We start from the raw sequence: 26,856 nt of genomic DNA on the forward strand, positions 1-26,856 counted from the left end.
AAGCGGGTTTTGTCAAAACAGCAGTCTTATTTGACGTTGCTTGGGGTCGGACCTTCGGCTACGCCCAGGTCGTCCTCTTCACGCTCTTCGGCAATACCACGACCGCCGGAAGCCAGTTCGGCTTGCATGACATCGACGTCCAGTTCCTTGACCCACTTGGCCACGACCAGGGTCGCAACGGCGTTGCCCACCAGGTTGGTCAGGGCTCGGGCTTCAGACATGAAGCGGTCGATACCAAGGATCAGCGCCAGGCCGGCAACTGGCAGGTGGCCAACGGCGGACAAGGTCGCGGCCAGCACAATGAAACCGCTCCCGGTCACGCCGGCAGCCCCTTTGGAGGACAGCAGCAACACCACCAGCAGGGTGATCTGGTGAGTGATGTCCATGTGGGTATCGGTTGCCTGGGCAATGAACACCGCAGCCATGGTCAGGTAGATGGCTGTACCGTCGAGGTTGAACGAGTAGCCGGTCGGGATCACCAGACCTACCACGGATTTCTTAGCGCCCAGACGTTCCATCTTGATCAGCATGCGCGGCAGTACCGATTCCGAAGAAGAAGTACCCAGCACGATCAGCAGTTCTTCACGGATGTAGCGAATCACTTTCAGCACGCTGAAGCCGTGGGCGCGGGCGATACCGCCCAATACGATCAGGATGAACAGCAGGCAGGTGATGTAGAAGCAGGCCATCAGTTGACCCAGCTGCACCAGCGAGCCAACGCCGTAGGCACCGATGGTGAATGCCATCGCACCGAAGGCACCGATGGGCGCAAGCTTCATGATCATGTTGATGATGTTGAACATGACATGGGCAAAGCGATCAATGAAGTCCAGCAGCGGCTTGCCGTAGGCACCCAGGCGATGCAGGGCGAAACCGAAGATCACCGAGAACATCAGCACTTGCAGGATGTCGCCGGTGGCGAACGCACCCACGATGGTGGACGGGATCACATTCAGCAGGAAGCCAACGACGCTTTGATCAGCACCAGCCGCCACATACTGGGCGACTTTGGACGCATCCAGAGTGCTCACATCAATGTGCATGCCGTTGCCTGGCTGCACGATGTTCACCACCACCAGGCCAACCAGCAGGGCGATGGTCGAAACGATTTCGAAATAGAGCAGCGCGTAACCGCCAGTCTTGCCGACCGACTTCATGTTCTGCATGCCAGCAATACCGCTGACGACGGTGCAGAAGATGATGGGGGCAATGATCATTTTGATCAGTTTGATGAACCCGTCACCCAGCGGCTTGAGGGCTACGCCGGTCTGCGGATAGAAGTGACCGAGCAGGATGCCGATGGCGATGGCAACGATCACCTGGAAATACAGGGATTTGTACAGTGGCTGACGAGTCGTCATTGCAAAGTTCCTCAAGAGTGCCCGCGAACAACATCCATCTGTTGTCCCTGACACCTGAATTGCGAACCCTCCTGCACTGGAGGGATTTGTTTTTTCGAGCTGCGCGATGGCAGACATCTACCCGTTACATCGCAAGGCCCGTGCCACCTTTATAAAACTGCCTGCAAGCCGTTGGACATCAAGCCTTGCAAGTTTTTCAGCATCCCCGGGGCGCCGGGCGCAAGTGGCGGATTTCCGCCCATCAGCCCGATGACGTCCGGTAAATTGGCGGATATCCGCCTTGTTGAGACGCCAGTCTCGTGTCTACTATCCGCCGTTCAACGGACGGACTTTCACTCTATGCGCGAACGCACCATCGCCAGCCACTTCGCCCGCGCCGCCCTCGGTGGTGCTCGCCGAAGCGGGTACGATTATTCAGGCCTGCTCCAGCAACTGGGCATTAGTCCCGAGCTGCTTGAGGAGCCCCGTGCGCGGATTGCTCCAGAGCAATTTACCCGACTGCTCCAGGGACTATGGGCAGCGCTGGATGACGAATTTCTCGGTTTCGGGCCAACAGTCAGTCGGCCCGGCAGCTTCGCGATGATGTGTCACGCCCTGATCCACTGCCGTAATCTGGATAAGGCCCTGCATCGCGGCTTATTGTTTTATAGCCTATTCCCCGACGGCCCGCGCCTGACCATCAGCCGCGAGGGCGAAATGATCCGCCTCAGCCTGGACGATTCGCAGTTCCGTGATCCGGACCACTTCCTCACCGAAAGCCAGCTGATGGTCTGGCATCGACTGGGTAGCTGGCTGATTGGCCAGCGCATCCTGCTGGAACAGGCGACATTCAGCTATGCGCGTCCCGAACACGGCGCCGAATATGACCTGCTGTTCTCCTGCCACCTCGAATTTGCCGCCAGGCAGAGCAGCCTGGTGTTCCACAGCCGTTACCTGGATAGGCCGCTGTTGCAGGACGAGCGCACCCTCAAGCACTTTCTGCAGCGCTCGCCTGCCGACCTGCTGGCACGCCCCGACGATGGCAACAGCTTGAGCAGCCGGCTGAGACGACTGCTCAGTCGGGACAGTTCGCGCTGGCCTGACCTGGAAGCAGTGGCCGCGCACCTGAACATCAGCCCGCAGACCCTGCGCAGGCATTTGCGCGAGGAAGGTACAAGTTTTCAAGGGTTGAAGGATCAACTGCGCCGGGACATCGCGATTTACCACCTGAGCCGCTCAGACCTGTCGTTGCAACAGATCGCCGAACAACTGGGATTCTCCGAGCCATCTGCGTTCCACCGGGCGTTCAAGAAATGGACCGGATTGACGCCGGGAGCCTATCGGGCGCAGGAAAACTGAGCACTCTAGAGCACCGGAAAATGAATCCGGAACGCCGCCCCCCCCATGGGCGAGTCGTCGAGGGTCAGCTTCGCGCTGTAGCTTTCGATGATGTCCTTGACCACGGCCAGGCCGATCCCCTGCCCCGGATGCTGACGATCCAGACGCTCGCCACGCCGCAGAATTCGCGCACGCTGGTCCGAAGGCACACCGGGACCGTCATCCTCGACGCACAATTCGATGCCCTCTGCGGTGTCGCGCATACTGACTCGCACCTCACCCAGGCACAGGCGATAGGCGTTCTCCAGCAGGTTGCCCAACATTTCCAGCAGCGCCCCCTGTTCTATTGGCACATAGCAAGGCTCTGGCAGGTCAAAGGACACCTGCACACGCTTGTCGCGATACACCTTGTCCAACGTGTCACACAGGCTTTGCAATACCGGGCGCAAGAGCACCTGATGGCGTACCAGACCACTCTTGCGCAGGCTGGCCCGTTGTAACTGGTAGCTGATCTGCTGGCTCATGCGCTCAATCTGGGTTTGCAGCACCCAGGCCTGTTCGCGATTTTCAGGACGCTGCGCCATGTCTTCGCTGACTCCCTGAAGAACAGTCAGGGGCGTTTTCAGGCTATGGGCCAGGTCATCGAGGGAATCACGGTAGCGACTGCGTTGCTCACGTTCACCGTGCAGCAAACGGTTGAGGGAGCCGGTCAGACGCAGCAGTTCACGGGGATGTTGCTCACTCAGGCTTTCACGGGTTCCGCCTTCGATTTCGTCCAGTTCCTGGCTCAGCCGGCGCAACGCGCGCAAGCCCCAGGTCAGGCCGATCCACAGCAACGCCAGCAGCACCAGCAGTGCAGCGCCGAAGCCCAGGTAGAGATTTTCCCGCAGCCCGTCGAGGGTGAACTCGTACTCACGTACCGGCTGCAAAGCGACGATACTGAACGCCGCGCTCTGGCCGCCGAGCAACTTGACCTCGACGTCGTAGACGAAAAACTCCTGGCCATTGGCTTCGCGAATTCTGGCGAACTCGTTGCCGCGCCCGTCGTAACGGGGCGTGTAATTGATGTGTTCCTCCTGGGTACCGTTCGAGCGCCAGACCAGGTGACCATCGCGATCGTAGATGTAACCCAGCAGCCGGCCGTCAGTCAGGTTGAACCGCTCGTCAGGCAGTTGCTCCGGCATCTTCAGTCGGTTGTCTTCAACACGGGCGGCAGAGATCAACGTGGTGACGTCCGACGCCAGGCGCTGTTCGATGGAGTCTTGCAATGCCAGACTGAAAGCGCCCTGCATCGCCGGCAGTAACGCCAGCATGAACAACACTGCCAGGATCGTGGCAGCGAGCATCAAGCGCACACGTAGCGAACGAATCAAGTGCAGCGCTCGGTAAACAGGTAGCCGAGGCCACGGACGGTATCGATCGGTTTAAATCCGCCAGGCCCCTCGAGCTTGCGGCGCAGGCGTCCCACCAAGACTTCAATGACGTTCGGATCGCGCTCGTCATCATCAGGGTAGAGTTGCTCCATCAAGCGGTCCTTGGGTACCACCTGCTGATGGTGGCGCATCAAATACTCCAGGATGCGGTACTCATAGGCGGTCAGTGCCAACGGTTGATCATCCAGGCAGGCCTGCTTGCGATTGAGGTCGAGCAGCAACGGCCCAGCCACGATCGTTGACTGGGTAAAGCCACTGGAGCGGCGCAACAGGGCATTGAGCCGGGCGTCCAGCTCCTCGAACTGAAACGGCTTGACCACGTAATCGTCGGCGCCAGCGGCAAGGCCTTCGACTTTATCCTGCCAATTACCGCGGGCGGTCAGAATCAGGATGGGAAAGACCTTGCCCTGCGAACGCAACTGGCGAATAAGGTCGAGCCCGCCCATGCCTGGCAGCCCCAAGTCGATCACCGCGAGATCATGGTTGAATTGCTCGGCCTGGTAGAGGGCCTCTTCCGCATTGGCCACGGACTGCACCACATGACCACTGTCCGTGAGGCGGGTTTGCAGGTGATGGCGCAACAGCGCTTCATCTTCTACGACCAGCAATTTCATAACGCCCTCCCAGGCACACATCAACATCTGCCGAGGCACGACAGCGCACCTCTATGGTTAACACGGCGACGCCGCATCCCCCTGTTCAGGTTGATACGGCGCAAACCTTTCGCGATGTACCGCTTAGAAAGCGTAGTTCGCCGCCAGATACGTCTGGGCGCTGCTGGTCAAATCCACCGAGCCCTTCTTGCTACCGCCACGGCTCAATTCGGTGCTGGCATTGCTACGTAGATAACGGTAACCCAGTTCCAACGAGGTTTTTTGAGAAACCTGTTGCAAGATCCCCAACTGCCCTCCGATGGCATAGCCAATATTGCTGTCGCGGCTGAAGCCTCGTGTTTCCTGCGACAATTTGGCCAAACCGGCGGTGGCACCGCCAAACAGCTTGGTGCTACCGCCCACCGGGTAGAACACATCATAGCTACCCAAGAGGTTTTCCTGGCGCAGGTTCAGGCCGTCGTGGTTCATGTCCGACACGTTGTCGTATGTGGCGTAGTAGCGACCTTGGCTGTTTTGCTGACCGACGCGAACACCAAAAGTAGTGCTTTTGTCGATCGCGGCGGCGCTCGGGTGGTTGAAGTTGCTGTTCATGGCATGGGACTTTTTGATCTTGTCGCTGGTCTGTCCAAGAGTAAAGCTGACGAAGTTGTCATTGGCCATGGCAGCGGTACTCGCGCCCATAACGGTGATAGCCAGCAGCAATTTTTTGAATCCAGTCATTAGGTGTTTCCTTGTGTTGTCATGTGCTTGTTGGGTATGGGAGAAGATTACTCAGCTCGCCCTGAACTCACCCTGAACACCTTCTGAACCTGGGCTGAACCAGACAGAACCGACCTTTTTCGATGACTGACTTGCGGGAGATCCAACCATGCGCGCGTTTCTTGCCCTCGTATTAAACGCCTTGAGCGGACTCAGCCAGGCGGCCATCCAGACCCGGGAAATCCCCTACCAAAGCGCCGACGGCACCCGGCTCATCGGTTATTACGCCTACGACGACTCGATCAAGGGCCCGCGCCCGGGGGTTGTGGTGGTGCATGAATGGTGGGGACTCAACGACTACGCCAAACGCCGCGCCCGCGATCTGGCAGGCCTGGGATACAGCGCCCTGGCCATCGACATGTATGGCGATGGCAAGAACACCGAGCACCCCAAAGACGCCATGGCCTTCATGCAGGCCGCTCTCAAGGACAGCTCGACGGCGAGTGGGCGCTTTCAGGCCGGGCTTGACCTGTTGAAACAACAACCGCAGACCGACCCACAAAAACTCGCGGCCATCGGTTACTGCTTCGGTGGGGCGGTGGTGCTCAACGCCGCACGCCAGGGCGTGCCGTTAGCGGGTGTGGTGAGCTTCCATGGTGCGCTGGTAACCCAGACGCCGGCGTCACCCGGAACCGTGAAGGCGAAAATCCTGGTGGAGCACGGGGCATTGGACAGCATGGTCACTGCCGACAACGTCGCGGCATTCAAGACGGAAATGGACAAGGCCGGCGCGGACTACCGCTTCGTCAGCCTGGAAGGCGCCAAGCACGGCTTCAGCAATCCGGATGCCGACCGCCTCGGTCACGGGGAGCATGGCGGGCCGGATATCGGTTACAACAAGGCTGCCGATGAAAAATCCTGGGCGGACATGCAGGCCTTTCTCAAGACAATCTTTTCCTGACTGAAAGGTGAGAACGTCTGGGTGGCGAGGCAGCGTCCTTGTCACCCGGAGCAGCCAAAAGCTCTTCGACTCTACCCAGCCAGGAGGCAACCCGGCAAAATGCCTGACATGAACCATTCCCCCGCCCTGCCCGCCTGCTGCACGCCACTCGACGCTCATTGGCCACTGCCGTTTGCGCTGCCCGAAACTGTCCTGCTCAGCACTCACTTCGACAGTACGCTGCTGACCAACGATGACTTTGCACGCAGTGCCATCGCCGTGCCTGCCAGCATCCAGCGCTCGGTCGCCAAACGCCAGGCGGAGTTTCTCGCCGGGCGGGTGTGTGCCCGGGCGGCGTTGCAGCAACTGGAGGGGCTGGATTTCAGCCCGGCGATAGGTGAAGACCGGGCGCCGGTCTGGCCGGCGCACATCAGTGGTTCGATCACCCACAGCACCGGGCGTGCAGCAGCGATCGTCGCGAAAAAAGCCCACTGGCGCGGCCTGGGCATGGACTTGGAAAATATCCTGAACCCGGAGCGAGCCGAACGGCTGGCCGGGGAAATACTGACGGCACCTGAATTAAAGCGCATGGCGGCCGGTCGGCGCGAGCAGCTGGCGATGCTGGTGACGCTGACGTTCTCGGTAAAGGAAAGCCTGTTCAAGGCCTTGTATCCGATCGTGCAGCAGCGTTTTTACTTCGAGCATGCCGAAGTGCTCGAGTGGGACGAAGCCGGGGAGGTGAAATTGCGATTACTCACGGACCTGTCCAGCGAATGGCGTAACGGGGCCGAGCTGCAAGCGCAGTTTGCGGTGATGGACGGGCAGTTGTTGAGCCTGGTCAGTATCCAGGCCTGATGGTTTCAGTGCTCGAGAGGACCCCATCGCAAGCCAGCCCGCTCCCACAGGGGGCTCAACGCTTTTCCTGATGTCTCGGCCAGCTCAGACTGAAACAGGCGCCGCCCAGGCTCTTGCTCTTGCCGATCAGCGCACGGCCATCGTGCCAATGAATGATCCTCCGGACGATCGACAACCCCAACCCATGCCCACCCGAGGCCCGGGTGCGACTGTCGTCCAGGCGTAAAAACGGGGTGAAAATTCGTTCCCAGGCCACCTCTGGCACGCCGGGCCCGTCGTCCTCGACATCGATCCGGCAGCGCTGTTGCCCCACCTGATAGCTGACAGTCACCCTGGTCGTTGCGTGACGCATGGCGTTGCTCACCAGGTTCTGCAACGCCCGGTGCAGGTAACGCGGTTCGGCCTCGACCCAGGCGTCATCACAATCGGCGGCAGACAGGCACAGACCTCGTTGCACCGTGACACCGGCCCGCAGTGGCGCCAGCTCCTCGATGACCTGGCTGACCAGTGCATCCAGATCGATCCGCTGAAAATTCAAGGCCGGGGAACCCTGCTCGAGGCGCGCGTAGGTAAGCATTTCGTCCACCAGCTTATCGAGGTCCTCGATGTCGTGGTCCATGCCCTCGCAATACTTGTGCAGCGCTTGAGGCGTCTTGGCCGAGCCGATCATCTCCAGGCCAAAGCGCAGGCGCGCCACTGGCGTGCGTAACTCGTGGGACACCGCGCGCACCAGTTCACGCTGAATCGCCAGCAACTGCTGCAAGTGTTCGGCCATGCCATTGAAGGCCGACGCCAGGCGCCCTACCGAGTCCGCACCGCGGGCTGGCACCCGGGTTTCCAGGCTGCCCTTGGCGATGCGGGTGGCGGCGGCTTCCAGCCCGCGTAAGCGGCGCTCCAGCTGGCGCACCAGCAGGTAGACAATCAGCCCGATCAGGCTCAAGCCGAGGGCCGCGATCAGGACCAGCCACTGTGCAGGGTAAGGGTTCATCTGGTACAGCGGACCGATCTCCAGCACCCACGGGGTACCGACCATGCCGGCAAACACCCGGATCGAATCGCCCTCCTTGCCCAGCGCCATCACCGTGTCGCCCTCGGACACCCGCCGACTCTGGTCTTCGTCCATGTCCGCCTGATCAACAGTGACCAGACGCAAGTCGAAGCCAAAGCCCTTGTCTTCCTTGAGCTCGGCCAGGCGCCTGGGCTGCTCGGCCACCGGAACGCGCACCAGTTCGTCAGCCAGCAGGTAAATGGTCGCCCGGGCCAATTGCTCGCTGATCTGCTGCACCTCCCCGGTCAGCATCAACTGTTCCTTGTCACTGACCAGCCTGTATACCCTCGCTGCGTGCGGCCCGGTCTGTTCCACCAGCGCCTGGCCGCGGAGCACGCGGGTACGCTGGGTTAGATCGAGGTCGGTCTGGGCAAACGTCTTCAGCGTGAGTGGAATGCCCAGCAGCCGCTCCCAGACCAGCAGCGCCCGGTGGCGCTCGGTCTGGTTCATCGGTTGCAGGTTGTCAGCCATCAGCGAGAATGTGCCATGGGCCAGGCGTTCACGGTATTGCTCGCTGCGCACCTCGTTAAGCAGGTGCAGGGCGAGCACGCCGAGTACCGCTACCATGATCAGTGCTGCGCACATCCCGCCGTAGATTCGCAGGAAGATCGAGTTCACAGGGTGCAGGCTTCCGGAACGAACAGATAACCCTTGCTACGGATGGTTTTGATCAATCGCGGGTGGTCCGGGTCGTCGCCGATTTTCGGGCGGATACGCGAGATGCGCACGTCGATGGAGCGGTCCTGGCCGTCATAGCCGATGCCGCGCAGTGCGGTGAAGATCTCTTCCCGGGACAGAATGCGCCCGGCGTTGTCCACCAGCAGCCACAGCAGATCGAATTCGGCGCTGGTCAGTTCGATGCTGACATCACGCAGCCAGGCTTCGCGCAATGCGTTGTCCACCACCAGCGGACCGAATTGCAGGCGGCGTTGTTTTTCCGGGGCCACTTCCGGCCCTTCGCTGCGGCGCAACAACGCCTGGATACGCGCCAACAGCAGCCGCGGACGGACCGGTTTGCACACATAGTCATCAGCCCCCAGATCGAGGCCCAGAATCTGATCGGTGTCGTCGGTGCGGGCGGTCAGCATCAGGATCGGCCCGTCGTAGCGGTCGCGGACCTTGCGACAGATGCTCAAGCCGTCCTCGCCGGGAAGCATCAAGTCGAGAATCACCAGGTCAGGCTGTTCCTTGAGGATCCGCGCTGCGGCCAGGGCGCCATCGCCCTCGATCGAAACGCGCAGGCCGTTGGCTTCCAGGTAATCGCGGGTCAGTTCGGCCAGACGCTGATCGTCCTCCACAATCAATACCTGCCAGGCTTCTTGCTCCACGGTGACCTCTGCTTGCCGAAACGCTCATAAAGGAAGGCTCCCCCCGTCTTTTTGTAATGAATAGGGAGGAAAATAATGCGTGTGTACAGGCCGATTGTATAAACGGCGGCCACCGAGAACACAAGCTGGCAAATGCGTTCGGATATGACCATTTTTTGTGGTAGGGTTCGCGCCCTTAAAAAACCACCCGGCTGTTTTCGACCGGCAAAAAACCGTGACAAACGGTCTGGTCCAGCAGGGTCGCGGGCTACGGGCGCGTTCCACGTTTCACGCACAATATACGCACAGGTTTATCCACAGGTAGTACGTTGCAACACCCTCCAAAACGCACTATCTTGTAGCCCGACAGAAAAAAAACCCTACATGTAGGGTTTTGCAGAAAAAACCAAACACAAACCGGATATCAAATTCAAGCGCTTTAATCGCCTCTGTCTGGTTGATTTTTACGTATTTATGAAAGACCAGACCGTGCAAGCGGATGGCTACTGTTTTTGGGCCGAAATCGGCAAAAGCGGTACGGGTGTTGCAGTCTTCAACTGTCACCCAAATGGAATGCGGATCCAGGTTCAAGGCCTGGACCCAAGACTTCGGCATGGAAGCGGCGCCCCAATAGCCCCTTCCTGATCTGTCCCGAAGTTGTATGCCCGGCGGCTCGCCGGTTGTAGTGCTTCAGGACAGAACGGTGGGCACCGTGATGGTGCCCAAACAAACATAGAGAATGTGGAGACAACCCCCCATGCAAACCGACACAACTCGCGAGAACCCGCAGGGCTCCTTGCCGCAGGCCGCTGATTCGACTTCGGATCTGTCCGCGACCGCGCCTGGCCAGCTGCGCGTGATCAAGCGTAACGGCACTGTCGTTCCTTACACCGACGACAAGATCACCGTCGCGATCACCAAAGCGTTTCTCGCAGTTGAAGGCGGCACCGCTGCCGCTTCGTCGCGAATCCATGACACCGTTGCGCGCCTGACCGAACAGGTCACTGCAACCTTCAAGCGTCGCATGCCATCGGGCGGCACCATCCACATCGAAGAAATCCAGGACCAGGTCGAACTGGCCCTGATGCGTGCCGGCGAGCAGAAAGTGGCTCGCGACTACGTGATCTACCGCGACGGTCGTTCGAAAGAGCGCGCTGCCCACGCCCCTGCCGAACAATCGGTCAACGCTCACCCGTCGATCCGCATCACCCGCGCCGATGGCACCTTTGCGCCTCTGGACATGGGCCGCCTGAACACCATCGTCACCGAAGCGTGCGAAGGCCTGGAAGAAGTCGACGGCGACCTGATCCAGCGCGAAACCCTGAAGAACCTGTACGACGGCGTGGCCCTGACCGACGTCAACACCGCCCTGGTAATGACCGCCCGTACCCTGGTCGAGCGTGAGCCAAACTACTCGTTCGTCACCGCGCGCCTGCTGATGGACACCCTGCGTGCCGAAGGCCTGGGCTTCCTGGGCGTCGCCGACAGCGCGACCCACCATGAAATGGTCGACCTGTATGCGCAGGCCCTGCCTGCGTACATCACCAAGGGTATTGAATTTGAATTGCTGAACCCGATCCTGGCCACTTTCGACCTGGAAAAACTCGGCAAGGCGATCAACCACGAGCGCGACCAGCAGTTCACGTACCTGGGCCTGCAGACCCTGTACGACCGTTACTTCATCCACAAGGACGGTATCCGCTTCGAACTGCCGCAGATCTTCTTCATGCGCGTGGCCATGGGCCTGGCGATCGAAGAGAAGAACAAGGAAGATCGTGCGATCGAGTTCTACAACCTGCTGTCGTCCTTCGACTACATGTCGTCGACCCCGACGCTGTTCAACGCCGGTACCCTGCGTCCACAGCTGTCCAGCTGCTACCTGACCACCGTTCCGGACGACCTGTCGGGCATCTACCACGCGATCCACGACAACGCCATGTTGTCCAAATTTGCCGGTGGCCTGGGCAACGACTGGACCCCGGTGCGTGCCTTGGGTTCGTACATCAAGGGCACCAACGGCAAGTCCCAGGGCGTTGTGCCGTTCCTGAAAGTGGTGAACGATACCGCCGTTGCCGTTAACCAGGGTGGCAAGCGCAAAGGCGCTGTATGTGCCTACCTGGAAACCTGGCACATGGACATCGAAGAGTTCATCGAGCTGCGCAAGAACACCGGTGATGATCGCCGTCGTACCCACGACATGAACACTGCCAACTGGATCCCTGACCTGTTCATGAAGCGTGTCTTCGATGACGGCAAATGGACCCTGTTCTCGCCATCCGAAGTGCCGGACCTGCACGACCTGACCGGCAAGGCCTTCGAAGAGCGTTACGAGTACTACGAAGCCCTCACCGAGTACCCAGGCAAGGTCAAGCTGTTCAAGACCATCCAGGCCAAAGACCTGTGGCGCAAAATGCTGTCCATGCTGTTCGAAACCGGTCACCCATGGCTGACCTTCAAGGACCCGTGCAACCTGCGCAGCCCGCAGCAGCACGTGGGCGTGGTCCACAGCTCGAACCTGTGCACCGAGATCACCTTGAACACCAACAAGGACGAGATCGCCGTTTGCAACCTGGGCTCGATCAACCTGCCGAACCACATCGTCAACGGCAAGCTGGACACCGCCAAGCTGGAACGTACCGTGAACACCGCCGTACGCATGCTCGATAACGTTATCGACATCAACTACTACTCGGTGCCACAAGCGAAGAACTCCAACTTCAAGCACCGTCCGGTCGGCCTGGGCATCATGGGCTTCCAGGATGCGCTGTACCTGCAGCACATTCCTTACGGTTCCGACGCGGCCGTCGAGTTCGCCGACAAGTCGATGGAAGCGGTCAGCTACTACGCGATCCAGGCTTCCTGCGACCTGGCAGACGAGCGCGGCGCCTACGAGACGTTCCAGGGTTCGCTGTGGTCCAAGGGCATCCTGCCGCTGGATTCGCAACAGATCCTGATCGAGCAACGTGGCCAGAAGTACATCGACGTGGACCTGAACGAATCCCTGGACTGGGCACCGGTTCGCGCCCGTGTACAGAAAGGCATTCGTAACTCCAACATCATGGCCATCGCACCGACCGCGACCATCGCCAACATCACTGGCGTTTCGCAGTCGATCGAACCGACCTACCAGAACCTCTACGTGAAATCGAACCTGTCGGGCGAATTCACCGTGATCAACCCGTACCTGGTTCGGGACCTGAAGGCTCGCGGTCTGTGGGACGCGGTCATGATCAACGACCTGAAGTACTACGACGGTTCGGTACAGCAGATCGAGCGCATCCCGCAAGAACTCAAAGAGCTCTATGCGACTGCCTTCGAAGTGGACACCAAGTGGATCGTTGACGCCGCCAGCCGTCGTCAGAAGTGGATCGACCAGGCTCAGTCGCTGAACCTGTACATCGCCGGCGCTTCGGGCAAGAAGCTGGACGTCACCTACCGCATGGCCTGGTACCGTGGTCTGAAAACCACTTACTACCTCCGTGCCCTGGCCGCCACCAGCACTGAGAAGTCGACCATCAACACCGGCAAGCTGAACGCTGTTTCCAGCGGCGGCAACCACGGTGACGATTCGGTCCTGGCAGCGCCAGCCGGCCCTGCTCCAGTGCCGAAGGCTTGCGCCATCGACGAGCCGGATTGCGAAGCTTGCCAATAAGCTGAGCCCGTAAGCGCTGAAAAGCGCTTACCTGAGAACCCCCGATCAGTCCTCTGGATTGCCGGGGGTTTTCTTTTGCCTCGTGTAAATGCTTAAAAGATCGCAGCCTCGTTGCACTCGACAGCTCCTACAGAGTTTGTGCGTAAACCGCATTTCAATGTAGGAGCTGTCGAGTGCAACGAGGCTGCGATCCCTTGACCCACACCTGCCACCCACAACAAAAAAGCCCCTCTATAGAGAGGGGCTCCTGTCCAGCACTGCACCATCAAGTCATCTGAATAATGGTCTGCATCAAAGTGCTCTGGGTCGAGATGGTCTTCGCGTTCGCCTGATAGTTGCTCTGCGCCTTGATCAGGTCGACCAGCTCGTTGGTCACGTTGACGTTGGACTCTTCCAGCGAGTTGGAGCGGATCGTGCCCAGACTGCCGGTGTCCGGCGAATCGTAGCCCGCGATACCCGACGAGTAGGTCTCTTTCCAGCTGGTGCCACCTACCGCTTGCAAGCCTTGTTCGTTGGTGAAGCTCGCCAGAGAAATCTGACCGATCGGCTTGGTCTGGTAGTTGCTGAAGTTGGCCAGCAATACGCCGCTGCCGTCGATAGTCAGGTTGGTGATCTGGCCGGTGGCATAACCGTTCTGCACTGGAATTGAACGCGCAGTGTCGGCGTTGTACTGCGTGGTATTGCCCATGGCGATAGTCATGCCATCAGGGTTGGCGGCTGCGCCGTTGGCCGTCCAGACGCCGTCGGTGACGGTGCCCGGCACCCAGTTGGTCACCTTCAGATCATTGCCGAGGGTCGAGGTTGGCGGTGTGGTCGGCGGAGTCACGGGCGTGCTGATTTGGGTCAGCTTGCCGGCAGAGTCGAAACTCAGCGTCGAGGGCTGCGGAGTGGACAGGCTGCCGTCCATGTTGCGGCCATCGATCAGGGTGTAGTTGTCCCACGTGTTCGGACCGGTCTTGACCATGAATTGCTCCATGACGTGGGAATTGCCCTGGCTGTCGTAAATCGGCGTGTTGAATTTCTTGCTGTAGGTTTCGGCCTTGGTCGGGTCGAACTTGTTCGTGGCAATCGTTTGGTCGATCACCTTGTCCGTGGAGTTCAGGTTGATCGTGGACGAGATCGCGTCGGTGGTCTTCGGCGCCAGGTTGGACGTGTCGATGCGCAGATCAGTCAACATACCGTTCTGGATCTTGCCATTGGCATCCACGCCATAGCCCTGCAGGCGCGCAGTGCCGTCGGTGTTGGTAACGTAGCCTTCGCTGTCGACCTTGAACGTGCCGGCGCGGGTGTAGGACAGCGAACCGCTGTCGTTCAACACGAAGAAACCGGAGCCGTTGATGCCCATGTCCAGCACGTTGCCGGTGTTGGTGATATCACCCTGGGTGAATTGCTGCGACACGTTGGCCAGGCGTACACCGCTGCCTACGGTCTTGCTTCCGGAACCCAGCTTGCTCGCCGAGTAGACATCTTCGAATTCCGCACGGGACGACTTGAAACCTGTGGTCGCGACGTTGGCGATGTTGTTGCCGGTGACGTCCAGTTGTTTGTTGGCTGCAAAGAGACCGCTAAGGCCGATATTGAAAGACATGGTTCACTCCTTTATGCCGGGTTAGTCGGCTTTACATACCAATAGTTTGTACTTTGGACAGGGCGATGCTGCCCAGGCCCGCCAGGTTGAGCATCAACTCGCCACCGGTCTGGCTGATGGTCACGCTGTTGACGGTGGCCGGCAGGTTGGTGACCAGGGAAACCGCCTGACTGTCGATGGTGGCCGATGCGGCAAAAGTGTAAGTACCCGATTCGACCGTCTTGCCGGCGTTGTCCTTGCCGTCCCAGATGAAGCTCGCGTTGCCGGCTACCTGGCTGCCCATGTCGATGGTGCGCACGACCGTGCCGTCCTTGTCGGTAATCTTCAGTGTGGCGGCCGGCACGGACGTCGGAATGGCCACGGTGCCCGTCATGCTCTTGGAGGTATCAACCACGGCCTTGTCGCCCGGGGCAATCACCGAACGACCCACCAGCGACGAGGCCTGCAGCGCCTGGGACGAGTTGTAGTTGCCGGCAATGCCACTCACGGTGTCGTTAAGCGTAGTGATGCCCTCCAGGCTGCTGAACTGCGCCAACTGAGCGACGAACTCGCCGTTGTCCTGAGGCTCGAGCGGGTTCTGGTTCTTCAGCTGGGTGACCAGCAATTGCAGGAACGCATCTTTGCCCAGGGCCTTCTTGCCGGCGGCACTGCCGGTGGCCGAAGCCAGGCCATCACTGGTGGTGGAGGTGTTCTTGACGGAGGAGTTGGCCAGAATGTCGTTGAGGCTCAAGCTGCTTGTCGTATCGGTAACACTCATCTGAGTTGCCCCTTATCACTGACCGAGCGTCAGGACCTTCTGCATCATGGTTTTGGCGGTGTTCATCATTTCGGCGTTGGTCTGGAACGAACGACTCGCGGAAATCATGTCGGCCATTTCCTCCACCACGTTGACGTTCGGGTAGTAGACGTAGCCCTTGGCGTCAGCAGACGGATGGTTGGGTTCGTAGCGGGCTTCCAGATTGCTCTGGTCCTCGACCACGCCCAGCACCTGCACGCCCTGACCGGCCCCGTCCTGGTTCTGGAACAATGAATCGCTGCCGCCGCTCTGCGCACCCTGGAACATGGTGGCGAATACCGGGTGCCGTGCGCGGTAGGTCTGGTCCAGGCTGGACGACACGGTCTCGGCGTTGGCGATGTTACTGGCGACGGTGTTCAGGCGAGTGGTCTGGGCACTCATGCCGCTACCGGCAATGTTGAAAACACTGGACAGGGACATGATTTATTCTCCTCGCAAGGCTGAAATCAGCCCTTTGAATTTGCTGTTGAGCAGGGTGAAACTGGCCTGGAAGTTGACCGAGTTCTGAGCGTAGTTCGACTGTTCGAGCTGGGCGTCCACGGTGTTCTGGTCAATCGATGGCTGCATCGGCGTGCGGTACAACAGCGACTCGTCGCCGCTGCCCAGGCCTTGGGCCTCGATATGCCGGCTGTTGGTCATGTTCAGCGCAAATCCGCCGCCCTTGGTTTTCTCGCTCTGCTCGGCGAGCACTTTGGAGAAGTCCAGGTCCCGCGCCTTGTAGTTCGGGGTGTCGGCGTTGGCGATGTTGTTGGCCAGGACTTCGGCACGCTGGGCGCGGAAGTTCAACGCCTGTTCGTGGATACCGAGCGCTTTATCGAAGCTGATGCTCATGTCGGGAAACCTTCGGGTGACCGGATTTTCGTAGGATGGACATAGCAAGCGGCGTGCCAATTGAAAAAACCCCGTAAACCGGGGCTTTGCGGGCACGGGCCCCTGTGGCAACGACAGAAAAGCGGCAACGGGTTTCCGCTGCCTGCCGCTTTTCTGCCGCTTGTTCCAGTTAGACATCTCCTGTAGGAGCTGCCGAAGGCTGCGATCTTTTGATCTTGATCTGAAAAAACAGGATCAAAAGATCGCAGCCTTCGGCAGCTCCTACGGGATGCAAAGCGCCAGGCATAAAAAAAGGGAGTCCTTGAGGACTCCCGTTTTCTTTATGCCTGGCGCTTTGCATCACTTCGCCTGGTAAATAATCCCCGGGCTGCACTGAACCATCTGGTAGTGATCCGGCAAACCATTGAGTGCCTCGGAAGCGCCCAGGAACAAATACCCACCCGGTTTCAACGTACTGTGGATCCGCAGAAGAATGTCCTTCTTCACCTCAGCGGAAAAGTAGATCAGCACATTGCGACAGAACACGATGTCGAACTTGCCCAGCGCCGCGTAGCTGTCCAGCAGGTTGAACGAGCGAAACTCCACGCGGCTTTTGATCGGCGCCTTGATGGCCCAGCGCCCCGGCCCTTTCGGGTCGAAATAGCGCTGCAAACGTTCCGGCGACAGGCCGCGACCGATGGCCAGGCTGTCGTATTCGCCCGTCTTGCAGTTGGTCAGCATGGTGCCGGAAAGGTCGGTGGCAACGATCTGCACCCCCATCTTCAACTGACCCAGGTTGACCCGCTCGAACTCATCGATCGACATCGACAACGAGTACGGTTCCTGCCCCGACGAACAGGCAGCCGACCAGATCCGCAGGCGCTGACCAGGAGCGGCTTTGATCGCTTCCGGCAGCACCTTGTTCTTCAGCACTTCAAACGGATAAGTGTCACGAAACCACAAGGTTTCGTTGGTCGTCATGGCATCGACCACCATCTCGCGCAGACCACTGCGCGGTTGGGTCTGGATGCGCTGGACCAGCTCCCCCAGGGACTTGATGCCTTGCTGCTCCATCAGTTTGTTGAGGCGGCTGGACACCAGGTATTGCTTGTTTTCACCGAGCAAAATGCCACAGGCTTTTTCCAGGAATACCCGGAACTGTTCGAAATCCAAATTACCCGTAGACAATGGTGCCGCCTCTTAACTCGTATTGATCGCCAGGAGCAAAAGGCCCCTAGCTGATATCTGCTGCTTTGATCCGGTCGACTACCCGGGATGCCAGGTCATCAGGACGGAATTTGGCCAGGAAGTCATCGGCACCGACTTTCTTGACCATCGCCTGATTGAACACACCCGACAACGAAGTATGCAGGATGATATGAAGCTTTTGCATGCGTGGGTCGCTGCGGATCTCGGCGGTCAGGGTATAGCCGTCCATTTCCGGCATCTCGATGTCGGAAATCATCATCAGAAACTCTTCTTCCGGCTTCTTCCCTTCGTCCACCAGCTTGCGCAGGTAATCCAGGGCCTGCCGACCGTCGTTCAACGCCACGACTTCCACACCGACCGTCTGTAGACAACGCGATACCTGCTTGCGTGCCACGGACGAGTCATCAACCGTCAGCACCCGCAAAGACAGGGCCTTGTGCTGGGTCTCGACGTCCACCACACCAACGGAAATCGCTTCCGGCGTGGGTGCCACTTCCGCCAGCACTTTCTCCACGTCGATGATTTCGACCAACTGATTGTCGACCCGGGTCACAGCCGTCAGGTAATGATCGCGGCCGGTGCCCTTGGGTGGCGGATGGATCTCCTCCCAGTTCATGTTGACGATTCGCTCCACCGAGCGCACCAGGAACCCCTGGGTCTTGGTGTTGTACTCCGTGATGATCACGAAGGGATTGCTTTGATCCAGCAACCGACCGGCACCGGTCGCCATCGCCAAATCGAGAATCGGAATGGTTGCCCCCCGAATACTCGCTACACCGCACACGACAGGATTGGATTTGGGCATCACGGTCAGCTTGGGGCATTGCAGCACCTCACGAACCTTGAATACGTTGATCCCATAGAGCTGCTGGCCGTCGAGACGGAACAACAACAGCTCCAGGCGATTCTGCCCTACCAGTTGCGTGCGCTGGTTTACCGAATCCATTACACCAGCCATGCCCAGACCCCCTAACACCAACGCTTAAGTGTGTTGCGACGCACATTCATTGCTAAACGGCACGGCGCTTGCTTTTTAACTCTTATGAGCACAGAACCGACATTTTTCCGACGCCTGACCGCACATTTGCACACATTGCTGTGCGCGACGGCGGCTGCCTGCCTGTTTAACGCTGGCAGCCCTGCCCTTGCCGACTCGGTTACCTTGCCTGACATGCTTATCGGCGTGACCCAGGGTTTTCTTGAATTCACCGTAGAAGACTATTTGGCGACCAGTCAGACCGAGGGTCGATATGAAATCGAAGTCAACCAACTCGACCCGCGCCTTCGCATGCCGATGTGCGACAGGGAATTGACAGCCAGCCTTGAAAGCCCGGCCAGGCCCTTGGGGCGTGTCACGGTCAAAGTTCGTTGCGAAGGCGCCTCTCCGTGGACGGTTTTCGTGCCGGCGCAGGTCCGCCTGTTTCGCGAAGTCGTCACCGCCACTCGGCCGCTGCGACGCCTCGGGGTCATCGAACCTGAAGACGTCATGTTGCGCGAGCGCGACATCAGCCTGATCAGCCAGGGCTACCTGACGTCCCTGGACCAGGCGATCGGACAGAAGTTGACCCGACCAATGGTCGCCGATCAGCTGGTCACCCTGGTGAACATCGAACAGGCGGAAGTCATCAGCAAGGGTGACCAGGTGGTGATCACCGCCCGCAGCGGCACGCTCAGCGTACGCATGCCCGGCGAGGCGCTGTCCAATGGCGGGTTGCGCGATCAGATCCGCGTGAAAAACCTCAATTCCCAGCGAGTCATCAAGGCGCAAGTGATCGCGCCCGGCCAGGTGGAAGTCGCCATGTAGAGGCCGGGCCTGGCAAGCAGCCGCTTGAAGAGATGGCGCACCCTGCGACTGTTCCCTAAACTAGGGCGTGCAGGGGCCAGCGCTGACGCGCGCAAGCTCATTGATAAATGGGCCTAAAGTTTTCTCGGGTATGGCCGAAAACATGGCAAGCGTCCAAATACCCAGAGGTTTTTTATCATGGTCATCGATTTCAACTCATCGAACAGCGCTCTGCCACTAAAGGGCAGTACACGTACCAGTGCCAGCAAGGAAGCGGCTGAAAATGCCAAGGCTGCGCCGCTGAATACCCCGGCACCGGAAGCCACTACCGTGAAAAGCGGAGAATCGGTACATTTCAGTAATGAGGCCCAGCAGTTGCAGAAGGTCACTGACAAGCTGCGCGATCAGCCTGAAGTCGACAAAGCCCGCGTGGCCGAGTTGAAAGCAGCGATTGCCGATGGCAGCTATAAAGTCGACAGCAAAAGCGTAGCCAGCAAACTGATCAACTTCGAACACCAGCGCTAGGCTCCGGTCTGCGCCAGGCTTTTGGACGCTTAAAACCCAAGGCTAGCCATGCACGATACCCAATTACTACAACTGATCATCGACGACTTTGCGCCAGCGCAACAATTGCTCGAGCTACTGCAAACCGAGTCCCTCGCCTTGCATGGTCGCGACATGCGCCTGCTCGAGGATATTCTGGCGCGCAAGCAGGCACTGATCATTTTGCTGGAACAGCATGGCCGCAAGCGCAGCGAAATCCTCGCCAGCCTCAACCTGCCGCTCAATCGACAGGGGCTGGAGCAACTGGCCAGCCAGTCAAGCGTTGGCGACCGCCTGTTGTCGCAAAGTGATGTGCTGACCGATCTCCTGGCCCAGTGCCAGGACGCCAACGTGCACAATGGCCGGTCCATCATGATGCAACAGGCCGCCACGGCCACCCAGCTGAAAATCCTTCATGGCGGCGACACACCCTCGCTTTACGACGCGCGCGGTTCAACCTCCACCCTGGCGAAACGGGGTCCCCTCAGTCAGGCCTGAACCTGACATCGAGCCCGCACTATCAAGACGAGAAACATGCTGGCAAAATGCCGGCAAGCAGCTGTCAAATTTTGTCTGGAGATTGATGAACCGTGTTCAATGCCTCAAGCGCGGATGATGCTCCGCAGCCACCCAAGGTGCTCACCACGCCCCTTGAGATCTCCGGCACCCTTCGTCAGCTGCAAGACAGCCACGACCCGCTGATCATCACGTTTCACGAGCGCGCCCAACGCTTCCAGAGTTATCTGGTGGGGATTGACCGTGACAACGGCACCATGGCCCTGGACGAAATGATCCCCCGTGACGGCGAACGTTTCCTGCTGGCAGGCGAGCCGTTCAAGGTCGAAGGCTTTCACGACGGCGTGCGAATCGCCTGGGAAAGCAACGGCGCGCTGACCATCGACGAAACCAGTGGCAGCCGCTGCTATCACGGCCCCCTGCCGGACGAAGTGGTATACCACCAGCGTCGCAACGCCTTCCGCGCAGCATTGAAGCTGGCGCAACTGGTGGACGTGGATCTGGACGGTGAAAAACTCAAGGCGCCGATCAAGGGCAAGTTGCTCGACATCTCCGCCACCGGCTGCAAATTGCGTTTCGACGGCGACATCGGCGGCAACCTGCAACTGGGCCAGGTCTACGACCGTTTCATGGCTGCCCTGCCGTTCGGCAAAATGACTGCCCCGGTTGAACTGCGTTACCTGCATTTCGAAGAGAAAATTTCCACCACCTTCGCCGGCGTGCGCTTTCACAACATGAGCGGCCTGGTGCAGCGCCAGGTCGAGCGCTTTGTCTATCAGCTGCAGCGCGAAGCCCGCCGATTCGATAAAGACGACCTCTGATACAGGCGCCAATAAAAACGGGCAGTCCCTTGCGGTGACTGCCCGTTTTTTTATGCGCCGAACTTAAGGACGCGCTTCGGTAAAGCTCTGTTCACGCCCCTCATCCGGGTCGTCGCCCGAGGGTTCATCCGTTTCAGATTTCGGCTCTGGTTCCAGCTCTGGTCCCACCTCAGGCTCAGGCTCAGGCTCAGGCGCAACCGGATTCTGCATCTGATCCTGCACCACCTGCTCATCCACCCGCGGATCGAGCGCCGCTACCAATGGCGAACTCGACATGCTGTCCGGCATCGCCACGTGATGCAGCGGCGCGTCGTCGACCTGGTGCAGGTTGGTCACCGCTTTCGGGCGGATTCGCCACACCAGCACCAGCGCGAAGAAGCTGAAGAACGCATACAGCATCTGGCTGCCGAACAGCTTCATCAAGACCCCTGCCACCAAAGGCCCGATACTCGCACCCACGCCATAGGTCACCAGCAGCATCGCGGTCAGAGAGACCCGGCGATCACCTTCGACGTGGTCATTGGAGAAGGCCACGGCCAATGGATACAGGCAGAACTGCACCAGCGAGCAGAAGAACCCGGCGATGAACAGCACCTCCAGCGGCACTTGCTTGAGGATCGCCAACGGCAACGCGGCCACCGCCAGGCTGAACGCAAAGCAGCGGATCAACAGCGCCCGGTCATAGCGATCGGACAGCCAGCCCAGCGGCCACTGCACCAGCAGGCCGGCAAAAATGCAGCTACCCATGAACAGACCGACCTGCTCGGTGGACAGCCCTTGCTGCGAGGCATACAGCGGCGCCAGGCCGTAGAACGAACCGACGATCAGGCCCGCGCCCAGCACCGTGCTGAGTGACTGCGGCACCCGCTTGATAAAGAATCGCGGCTCCATGGGCGCAGGATGCAGGGGGGCGGGGTGAATCCGCCGGGTCAGGGCCACCGGCACCAGGCACAGGGCGAAGCACAGGGCGACCAGCATCAACAACTCCAGGCCCAGCGCCGGGTGCATGACCAGAATCAACTGACCCAGAACCAATCCCAGGTACGAGGCAATCATGTAGCCGCTGAACACCAGGCCACGCTGCTTGGCTTCGGCCTGCTCATTGAGCCAGCTTTCGATAACCATGTACTGGCACATCATGCCCAGGCCGACAATCACCCGCAGGAACAGCCATGCGGGCAACCAGTCGATCAATCCATGACCGAGCACCGCAGCACCGACGATACCGGCACAGGTCGCATAGGCCCTGATATGCCCGACCCGGGCGATCAGCCGGTGGCCGATCTTGCCACCCAGCACCAGGCCGAAATAGTTGGCCGCCATCAAGGCACCCACCCACAGGCTGTCGACATTGTCGGCGGCCAGGCGCAGGCCCAGATAAGTACTCAACAAGCCTGAGCCGATCAACATCATCAGCGAGGCGAAATAAAGCGCTCGAAAGGATTTCCAGATTTGGCGCATCGGCGTTCCGAGCGGCTCCTTGCAGTAAGTGTCGGGCTATCCGAAAAGATAGCCCGATGGCGCTGATTCGTCAGGCCTGGGCGGCCAGGACACGACGCTCCCAGGGCGTAATTTCGTCGAAGAAGCTGGTTAACTCAAGGGTCTTCGAAGCGACGTAGCCTTCGATGAACTCAGTGCCAAACAGTTCCTTCGCCAATTGACTACGTTTCAGACGCTCGAGAGCGGCATGTAAGGTACAGGGCAACGAAAGATTATCCGGCACCTGGAATTCACCCTGGATCGGCTCGCTCGGTTCCAGCTGGTTTTCAATGCCATGCAGCCCGGCGGCCAGGCTCGCGGCGATGGCCAGGTACGGGTTGGCATCCGCCCCCGGCAAGCGATTCTCGACCCGACGGGCGACCGGTGAACTGGCGGGAATGCGCAAGCCTGCCGAACGATTGTCATGGGACCAGCAGGCATTGTTCGGCGACGCAAACGGATGGCACAAGCGCTGGTAGGAATTCACATTAGGCGCAAACAACGCCGTGAAATCCGCCATGCCCGCCTGCTGCCCCGCAATGAAATGACGGAACATCGCCGTCGGCTCGCCCGCCTCGTCACTGAACACATTTTTGCCACTGCCGATCTCGACGATGCTTTGATGAATATGCATCGAACTGCCAGGGGTGTGCGCCAGCGGCTTGGCCATGCACACCACGATCAGGCCATGCTTGAGCGCGACTTCCTTGAGCAGGTGCTTGAACAGGAACGTCTGGTCGGCCAGCAGCAAGGGATCGCCATGCAGCAAATTGATCTCGAACTGGCTCACACCCATCTCGTGCATGAACGTATCGCGCGGCAGGCCCAGCGCGGCCATGCATTCGTAGACCTCGCGGAAGAACGGTCGCAGGCCGTTGTTGGAGCTGATGCTGAAGGCGCACTGTCCGTCCTCGCGACGTCCGTCCAGGCCGGCCGGTGGCTCAAACCCCAGCGTCGGGTCAGGGTTGGGCGCGAACACGAAAAATTCCAGCTCGGTTGCGACCACCGGCGCCAGGCCCAAGGCGGCATAACGAGCGACGACCGCCTTGAGCTGGCCCCGGGTCGACAGGCTCGAGCTTTCGCCACTGAGTTCATCGGCATCACAAATGGCCAGCGCTCGCGGATGCTTGCTCCAAGGCAGGCGATGGATCTGTGCCGGATCCGGCACCAGCGCCAGGTCGCCGTCATCACTGCCGTAGAAACGCGCCGGCGGATAACCGCCCATGATGCATTGCAGCATCACCCCCCGCGCCAGCTGCAGGCGTCGACCTTCGAGAAATCCCTCTGCGGTCATCACCTTGCCACGGGGAACGCCGTTCAAATCCGGCGTGACACATTCGATTTCATCAATGCCCGTCAGTCGCTGTGCGAGTGAGCGCTGGCCATCGGTTGTCATGACGCAATCCTTGTTGTTGTGCGAGCCACGAAGGGCAACCCGTACAAAATAGGCTCCGCGTGTTCGGAATATCAAGCAGCGCCAGGCAAAAATCACCTCAGGGCAGATAGAGGCTGAACAAACCGCCGCCCAACGGGCCGCCGTTGCCGATCTCGGTGCGCCCTTCCACGCCATTACGCTGGTGCAGTGCAGCAATCCGCGCGGCAAAATACAAGCCCAGGCCGGTACTACCGGTGGTGTGGTTGATGCCCTGAACATAATTGGCCTGGTGTTCAATCATCTGCGGCGAGTACCCCTCGCCATCGTCATTGACCGTGATCACCAGTTGCCCAGCCGTATCACTCACACTGATCAGCACCGCCTGGCGAGCGTAACGGATGGCATTGTTGATGCAGTTTCCCAGTACCGAGGCGATCAGTTCGCGGTCGAAGAAACCCAGGGGGCTCAACGGGTCCACTTCAAAGGTGGCCATGATGCCGCGACTGGCGAACACCTCCTGATGACAGGCCAGTTGCGCCTCAATGAAATCGTCCAGCTCATGATAGGCCGGCTGCAAAGGCAGCTGGTTGATGCCTATTTTGTAAAGCCCCAACAGTTGCACCAGCATGCTATTGAGGTGGGCGAACTCGAATTCGATCACACCCTGCTCCGGCGCCTGCCGCGCGGGGGCCGGCAAGCGCCCCAGCCATTGGCTGTGCGCCTGCATCAGCATCGCCAGGGAGTTCTTCATGTCGTGCACGGTGGAAGCGATTACCGTGGAAAAGTCCAGTGCCGGGTCGTTGTGGTTCATGCGCCGAACGCCTTGGTTTTCAGTTTCTGGTAGCGCGGGAAGCGCGGATCGGAATCGGGCATCAGGCCAACCATTTTCAGGCAGGTCCGGCACTCGATGAGTTCGGCCGAAGGCAGGCTGGTATCGGTGCCATGCAGCAGTGACTGCGCCATATTCAGTGCGATACTGATGTTCTTCGGCTGCAGCCCCAGGGCTTTGCGGAACACCGCACGGGCTTCCACCAGGTTGCCGGTCTTGTACACCCGCACGCCCTGACGGTTGAGGTCGGCGGCCAGGTTGCCGGAATTGAGAATGGCCGGGTCATCGGTCAATTTGGCGATGCCCTTCATCACCGCCGGATCGTCGCCGTAGATTTCCGCACAGTTCTTCAACATGCTGGCGCCTGCATCGGGCTGTCCGAGCATCTGCAACTGCTTGGCCACCAGCAGCGCCGCCTCGGCGCTCATGAACTGCTCCATGCCATCGAGCCGCTGCATCGCCTGCTCGGTGAGCTTCTCGGCCGTCTCGGCATCGTTGAGCAACAAGCTGGTGGCCTTCATCAGGCGCGCACGGATCTGCAAGCCGGGGTCGGACGGGTTGTCCTTCGCCACGGCACTCAGCGTGGTGTTGATTTCCAGGCGGGTGCGGGTATCCAGGCCTTTCTCGCTGCCCTTGCTGATCAAGGCATGGGCCAGGCCGAGATTGCTCTCGGCGTCCTTGAAGCGAGACTGGGCACCTTGCGCCACCGCCTGGCGATAGGCCTTGGAAGCCGTCTCGAAATCCTCGTTGGTCATCGCCAGTTTGCCCAACTGCGCCTGCCTGCGAACCGCCAGGGGCGAGAGGCGGATCGCATCTTCCAGCACCCGCTGGGCGCCGCAAGTGTCTCCTTCGGCCGCCAGCACATCGGCCATGCCGTCGTAGAGCGCGGGCATCATCGGAAACACTTTCAGGGCCTTCTCGTACACGCCCTTGGCCTGGGTGATCTGGCCGCGCTTGAACAACAGCTTGCCCAGACCGGCGAACGCCCAGGGCAACGGTCGGTCGGCAATGATGCTGTCGTACAGACGCTCCAGCGCCTCGTTCTGGTTCAGGTCGCGCAGTGCATCGGCTCTGTAGCGCAGGCACAGGGGAGAGTAGCGAATGTCCTGCTTGCACAGGGCAATACAGGCATTGAGCACCTCCAGCGGCTTGCCGCGATCAAGGGCCTGCAGGATCGGCTTGAGCAGGGTTTTGCGTTGCACCAGGCGCTCCAGGCGCTGGGCCAGGCCGGAACGGTTGAACGGCTTGGTCAGGTACGCATCAGGCTCGTGCTCCAGGGCACTCAACACCATCGCCTGGCTGGTCTCGGCAGTGACCATCACGAACACACTCTCATGACTGATCAACTTCTCGACCATCAAGTCTTCGAGCACCTGTTGCCCATTCTTCTTGCCGTCACCCAGGTGGAAGTCCTGCAGGATGAAATCGTAGGACTTCTGCGAACACATGCGCAACGCTTGCTCGCCGGTATCCGCGGTATCCACGTCCTTGATCCCCAACTCCCGGAGCATCGACCTGACAGCACTGCGAAAGTCCGAGAAATCATCGACGATCAGGAACCGCTTTTGGTGATACGACAGCATCGAGGATTTCCAGGCAGTTTTAGAAAATGACATTGGCCGTCTGGGTTATCGGCCAGAAGTCATCATCTCTTGAGCGCAGGGATGCGTAGCGAGAGGTAAAAAACAAGCAGTGCAATCCACCCCCGAATGACCCGCCAATGTCGGTCGTCGGGCCAATAGCTGAGGGTATTTTCCTGCGGACAAAAACAAAACCCCTACCTGCATACGCAGATAGGGGTTTTGGAATTTAATCTTGACGATGACCTACTCTCACATGGGGAAACCCCACACTACCATCGGCGATGCATCGTTTCACTGC

25 protein-coding genes are annotated in these 26,856 nt (G+C 59.5%); 8 read left to right on the forward strand and 17 right to left on the reverse strand.

Features of this window, described 5'->3' with window-relative positions:
• Positions 1-26: 26 nt before the first annotated feature.
• A complete protein-coding gene (locus AAEZ09_RS18035; RefSeq protein WP_045061790.1) occupies positions 27-1,361 on the reverse strand; it encodes a dicarboxylate/amino acid:cation symporter in 1,335 nt (444 codons plus the stop codon).
• 339 nt (positions 1,362-1,700) lie between these two features.
• Here AAEZ09_RS18035 and AAEZ09_RS18040 point away from each other — a divergent pair, with 339 nt between their 5' ends.
• Positions 1,701-2,699 carry an AraC family transcriptional regulator gene (locus AAEZ09_RS18040; RefSeq protein ID WP_350600235.1) on the forward strand — a complete coding sequence of 333 codons (999 nt, stop codon included), beginning with the start codon at positions 1,701-1,703 and terminating at the stop codon, positions 2,697-2,699.
• A 5-nt stretch (positions 2,700-2,704) separates the two neighbouring features.
• On the opposite strand, the gene AAEZ09_RS18045 is transcribed toward AAEZ09_RS18040, so the two are convergent.
• The 3 genes from AAEZ09_RS18045 to AAEZ09_RS18055 all read right to left on the reverse strand — a co-directional run bounded on the left by AAEZ09_RS18045 (position 2,705) and on the right by AAEZ09_RS18055 (position 5,445).
• Entirely contained in the window at positions 2,705-4,051 is a 1,347-nt protein-coding gene (locus tag AAEZ09_RS18045; RefSeq protein WP_350600236.1) for an ATP-binding protein, read from the reverse strand.
• Positions 4,048-4,725, reverse strand: coding sequence for a response regulator transcription factor (locus tag AAEZ09_RS18050; protein ID WP_045061793.1), 678 nt, complete (start codon positions 4,723-4,725; stop codon positions 4,048-4,050). The genes AAEZ09_RS18045 and AAEZ09_RS18050 overlap by 4 nt, the downstream gene beginning before the upstream one ends.
• Positions 4,726-4,848: 123 nt before the next feature.
• Complete coding sequence (locus AAEZ09_RS18055) at positions 4,849-5,445, reverse strand: membrane protein (protein ID WP_045061794.1); 597 nt, start codon at positions 5,443-5,445, stop codon at positions 4,849-4,851.
• A 148-nt stretch (positions 5,446-5,593) separates the two neighbouring features.
• On the opposite strand from AAEZ09_RS18055, the gene AAEZ09_RS18060 reads away from it, so the two are divergent.
• Positions 5,594-6,385 (forward strand): dienelactone hydrolase family protein, encoded by a 792-nt coding sequence (locus tag AAEZ09_RS18060; RefSeq protein WP_350600237.1) that lies wholly within the window; start codon positions 5,594-5,596, stop codon positions 6,383-6,385.
• Positions 6,386-6,493: 108 nt separating this feature from the next.
• Entirely contained in the window at positions 6,494-7,219 is a 726-nt protein-coding gene (locus AAEZ09_RS18065; protein WP_201777876.1) for a 4'-phosphopantetheinyl transferase family protein, read from the forward strand.
• 55 nt (positions 7,220-7,274) lie between these two features.
• On the opposite strand, the gene AAEZ09_RS18070 is transcribed toward AAEZ09_RS18065, so the two are convergent.
• The 3 genes from AAEZ09_RS18070 to AAEZ09_RS18080 all read right to left on the reverse strand — a co-directional run bounded on the left by AAEZ09_RS18070 (position 7,275) and on the right by AAEZ09_RS18080 (position 10,189).
• Positions 7,275-8,885 carry an ATP-binding protein gene (locus AAEZ09_RS18070; protein WP_350600238.1) on the reverse strand — a complete coding sequence of 537 codons (1,611 nt, stop codon included), beginning with the start codon at positions 8,883-8,885 and terminating at the stop codon, positions 7,275-7,277.
• Complete coding sequence (locus AAEZ09_RS18075; protein WP_045061798.1) at positions 8,882-9,595, reverse strand: response regulator; 714 nt, start codon at positions 9,593-9,595, stop codon at positions 8,882-8,884. Before AAEZ09_RS18075 ends, AAEZ09_RS18070 begins: the two co-directional genes overlap by 4 nt.
• Positions 9,596-9,925: 330 nt before the next feature.
• Entirely contained in the window at positions 9,926-10,189 is a 264-nt protein-coding gene (locus AAEZ09_RS18080) for a hypothetical protein (RefSeq protein WP_350600239.1), read from the reverse strand.
• A gap of 142 nt (positions 10,190-10,331) precedes the next feature.
• Here AAEZ09_RS18080 and AAEZ09_RS18085 point away from each other — a divergent pair, with 142 nt between their 5' ends.
• Positions 10,332-13,226: a ribonucleoside-diphosphate reductase subunit alpha gene (locus AAEZ09_RS18085; protein WP_045061800.1), complete on the forward strand. Its 2,895-nt coding sequence runs from the start codon at positions 10,332-10,334 to the stop codon at positions 13,224-13,226.
• A 265-nt stretch (positions 13,227-13,491) separates the two neighbouring features.
• Here the strand turns inward: AAEZ09_RS18085 and flgE are convergent, their stop codons facing one another.
• The 6 genes from flgE to AAEZ09_RS18115 all read right to left on the reverse strand — a co-directional run bounded on the left by flgE (position 13,492) and on the right by AAEZ09_RS18115 (position 18,587).
• The gene (gene flgE / locus AAEZ09_RS18090) at positions 13,492-14,814 is read right to left on the reverse strand and encodes a flagellar hook protein FlgE (RefSeq protein ID WP_045061801.1); all 1,323 of its coding nucleotides are present in this window, start codon (positions 14,812-14,814) and stop codon (positions 13,492-13,494) included.
• A 31-nt stretch (positions 14,815-14,845) separates the two neighbouring features.
• A complete protein-coding gene (gene flgD / locus AAEZ09_RS18095; protein WP_045061802.1) occupies positions 14,846-15,571 on the reverse strand; it encodes a flagellar hook assembly protein FlgD in 726 nt (241 codons plus the stop codon).
• Between the two features lie 15 nt (positions 15,572-15,586).
• Complete coding sequence (gene flgC, locus AAEZ09_RS18100; protein WP_045061803.1) at positions 15,587-16,030, reverse strand: flagellar basal body rod protein FlgC; 444 nt, start codon at positions 16,028-16,030, stop codon at positions 15,587-15,589.
• A 3-nt stretch (positions 16,031-16,033) separates the two neighbouring features.
• A complete protein-coding gene (gene flgB / locus AAEZ09_RS18105) occupies positions 16,034-16,441 on the reverse strand; it encodes a flagellar basal body rod protein FlgB (protein WP_045061804.1) in 408 nt (135 codons plus the stop codon).
• Positions 16,442-16,780: 339 nt separating this feature from the next.
• Positions 16,781-17,608, reverse strand: coding sequence for a protein-glutamate O-methyltransferase CheR (gene cheR, locus AAEZ09_RS18110; RefSeq protein ID WP_045061805.1), 828 nt, complete (start codon positions 17,606-17,608; stop codon positions 16,781-16,783).
• Between the two features lie 46 nt (positions 17,609-17,654).
• Complete coding sequence (locus AAEZ09_RS18115) at positions 17,655-18,587, reverse strand: chemotaxis protein CheV (protein WP_045061806.1); 933 nt, start codon at positions 18,585-18,587, stop codon at positions 17,655-17,657.
• Between the two features lie 84 nt (positions 18,588-18,671).
• Here AAEZ09_RS18115 and flgA point away from each other — a divergent pair, with 84 nt between their 5' ends.
• The 4 genes from flgA (at position 18,672) to AAEZ09_RS18135 (ending at position 21,292) form a co-directional block, all read left to right on the forward strand.
• Positions 18,672-19,433, forward strand: coding sequence for a flagellar basal body P-ring formation chaperone FlgA (gene flgA / locus AAEZ09_RS18120; RefSeq protein WP_045061807.1), 762 nt, complete (start codon positions 18,672-18,674; stop codon positions 19,431-19,433).
• A gap of 177 nt (positions 19,434-19,610) precedes the next feature.
• Entirely contained in the window at positions 19,611-19,937 is a 327-nt protein-coding gene (gene flgM / locus AAEZ09_RS18125; protein ID WP_045061808.1) for a flagellar biosynthesis anti-sigma factor FlgM, read from the forward strand.
• 48 nt (positions 19,938-19,985) lie between these two features.
• Positions 19,986-20,453, forward strand: coding sequence for a flagella synthesis protein FlgN (locus AAEZ09_RS18130; protein ID WP_205893450.1), 468 nt, complete (start codon positions 19,986-19,988; stop codon positions 20,451-20,453).
• Between the two features lie 92 nt (positions 20,454-20,545).
• A complete protein-coding gene (locus AAEZ09_RS18135) occupies positions 20,546-21,292 on the forward strand; it encodes a flagellar brake protein (protein WP_045061810.1) in 747 nt (248 codons plus the stop codon).
• Between the two features lie 63 nt (positions 21,293-21,355).
• On the opposite strand, the gene AAEZ09_RS18140 is transcribed toward AAEZ09_RS18135, so the two are convergent.
• The 4 genes from AAEZ09_RS18140 to AAEZ09_RS18155 all read right to left on the reverse strand — a co-directional run bounded on the left by AAEZ09_RS18140 (position 21,356) and on the right by AAEZ09_RS18155 (position 26,558).
• Entirely contained in the window at positions 21,356-22,753 is a 1,398-nt protein-coding gene (locus tag AAEZ09_RS18140) for an MFS transporter (RefSeq protein WP_205893448.1), read from the reverse strand.
• 70 nt (positions 22,754-22,823) lie between these two features.
• Positions 22,824-24,065 (reverse strand): glutamine synthetase family protein, encoded by a 1,242-nt coding sequence (locus AAEZ09_RS18145; protein WP_350600243.1) that lies wholly within the window; start codon positions 24,063-24,065, stop codon positions 22,824-22,826.
• 199 nt (positions 24,066-24,264) lie between these two features.
• Entirely contained in the window at positions 24,265-24,957 is a 693-nt protein-coding gene (locus AAEZ09_RS18150) for a sensor histidine kinase (protein WP_350600240.1), read from the reverse strand.
• On the reverse strand, positions 24,954-26,558 hold the full coding sequence (locus tag AAEZ09_RS18155) for a response regulator (RefSeq protein WP_350600241.1): 1,605 nt from the start codon (positions 26,556-26,558) through the stop codon (positions 24,954-24,956). Before AAEZ09_RS18155 ends, AAEZ09_RS18150 begins: the two co-directional genes overlap by 4 nt.
• Positions 26,559-26,856 lie beyond the last annotated feature (298 nt).

Source organism: Pseudomonas sp. 65/3-MNA-CIBAN-0223 (genome assembly GCF_040310425.1).
Lineage (GTDB): Bacteria > Pseudomonadota > Gammaproteobacteria > Pseudomonadales > Pseudomonadaceae > Aquipseudomonas > Aquipseudomonas gregormendelii.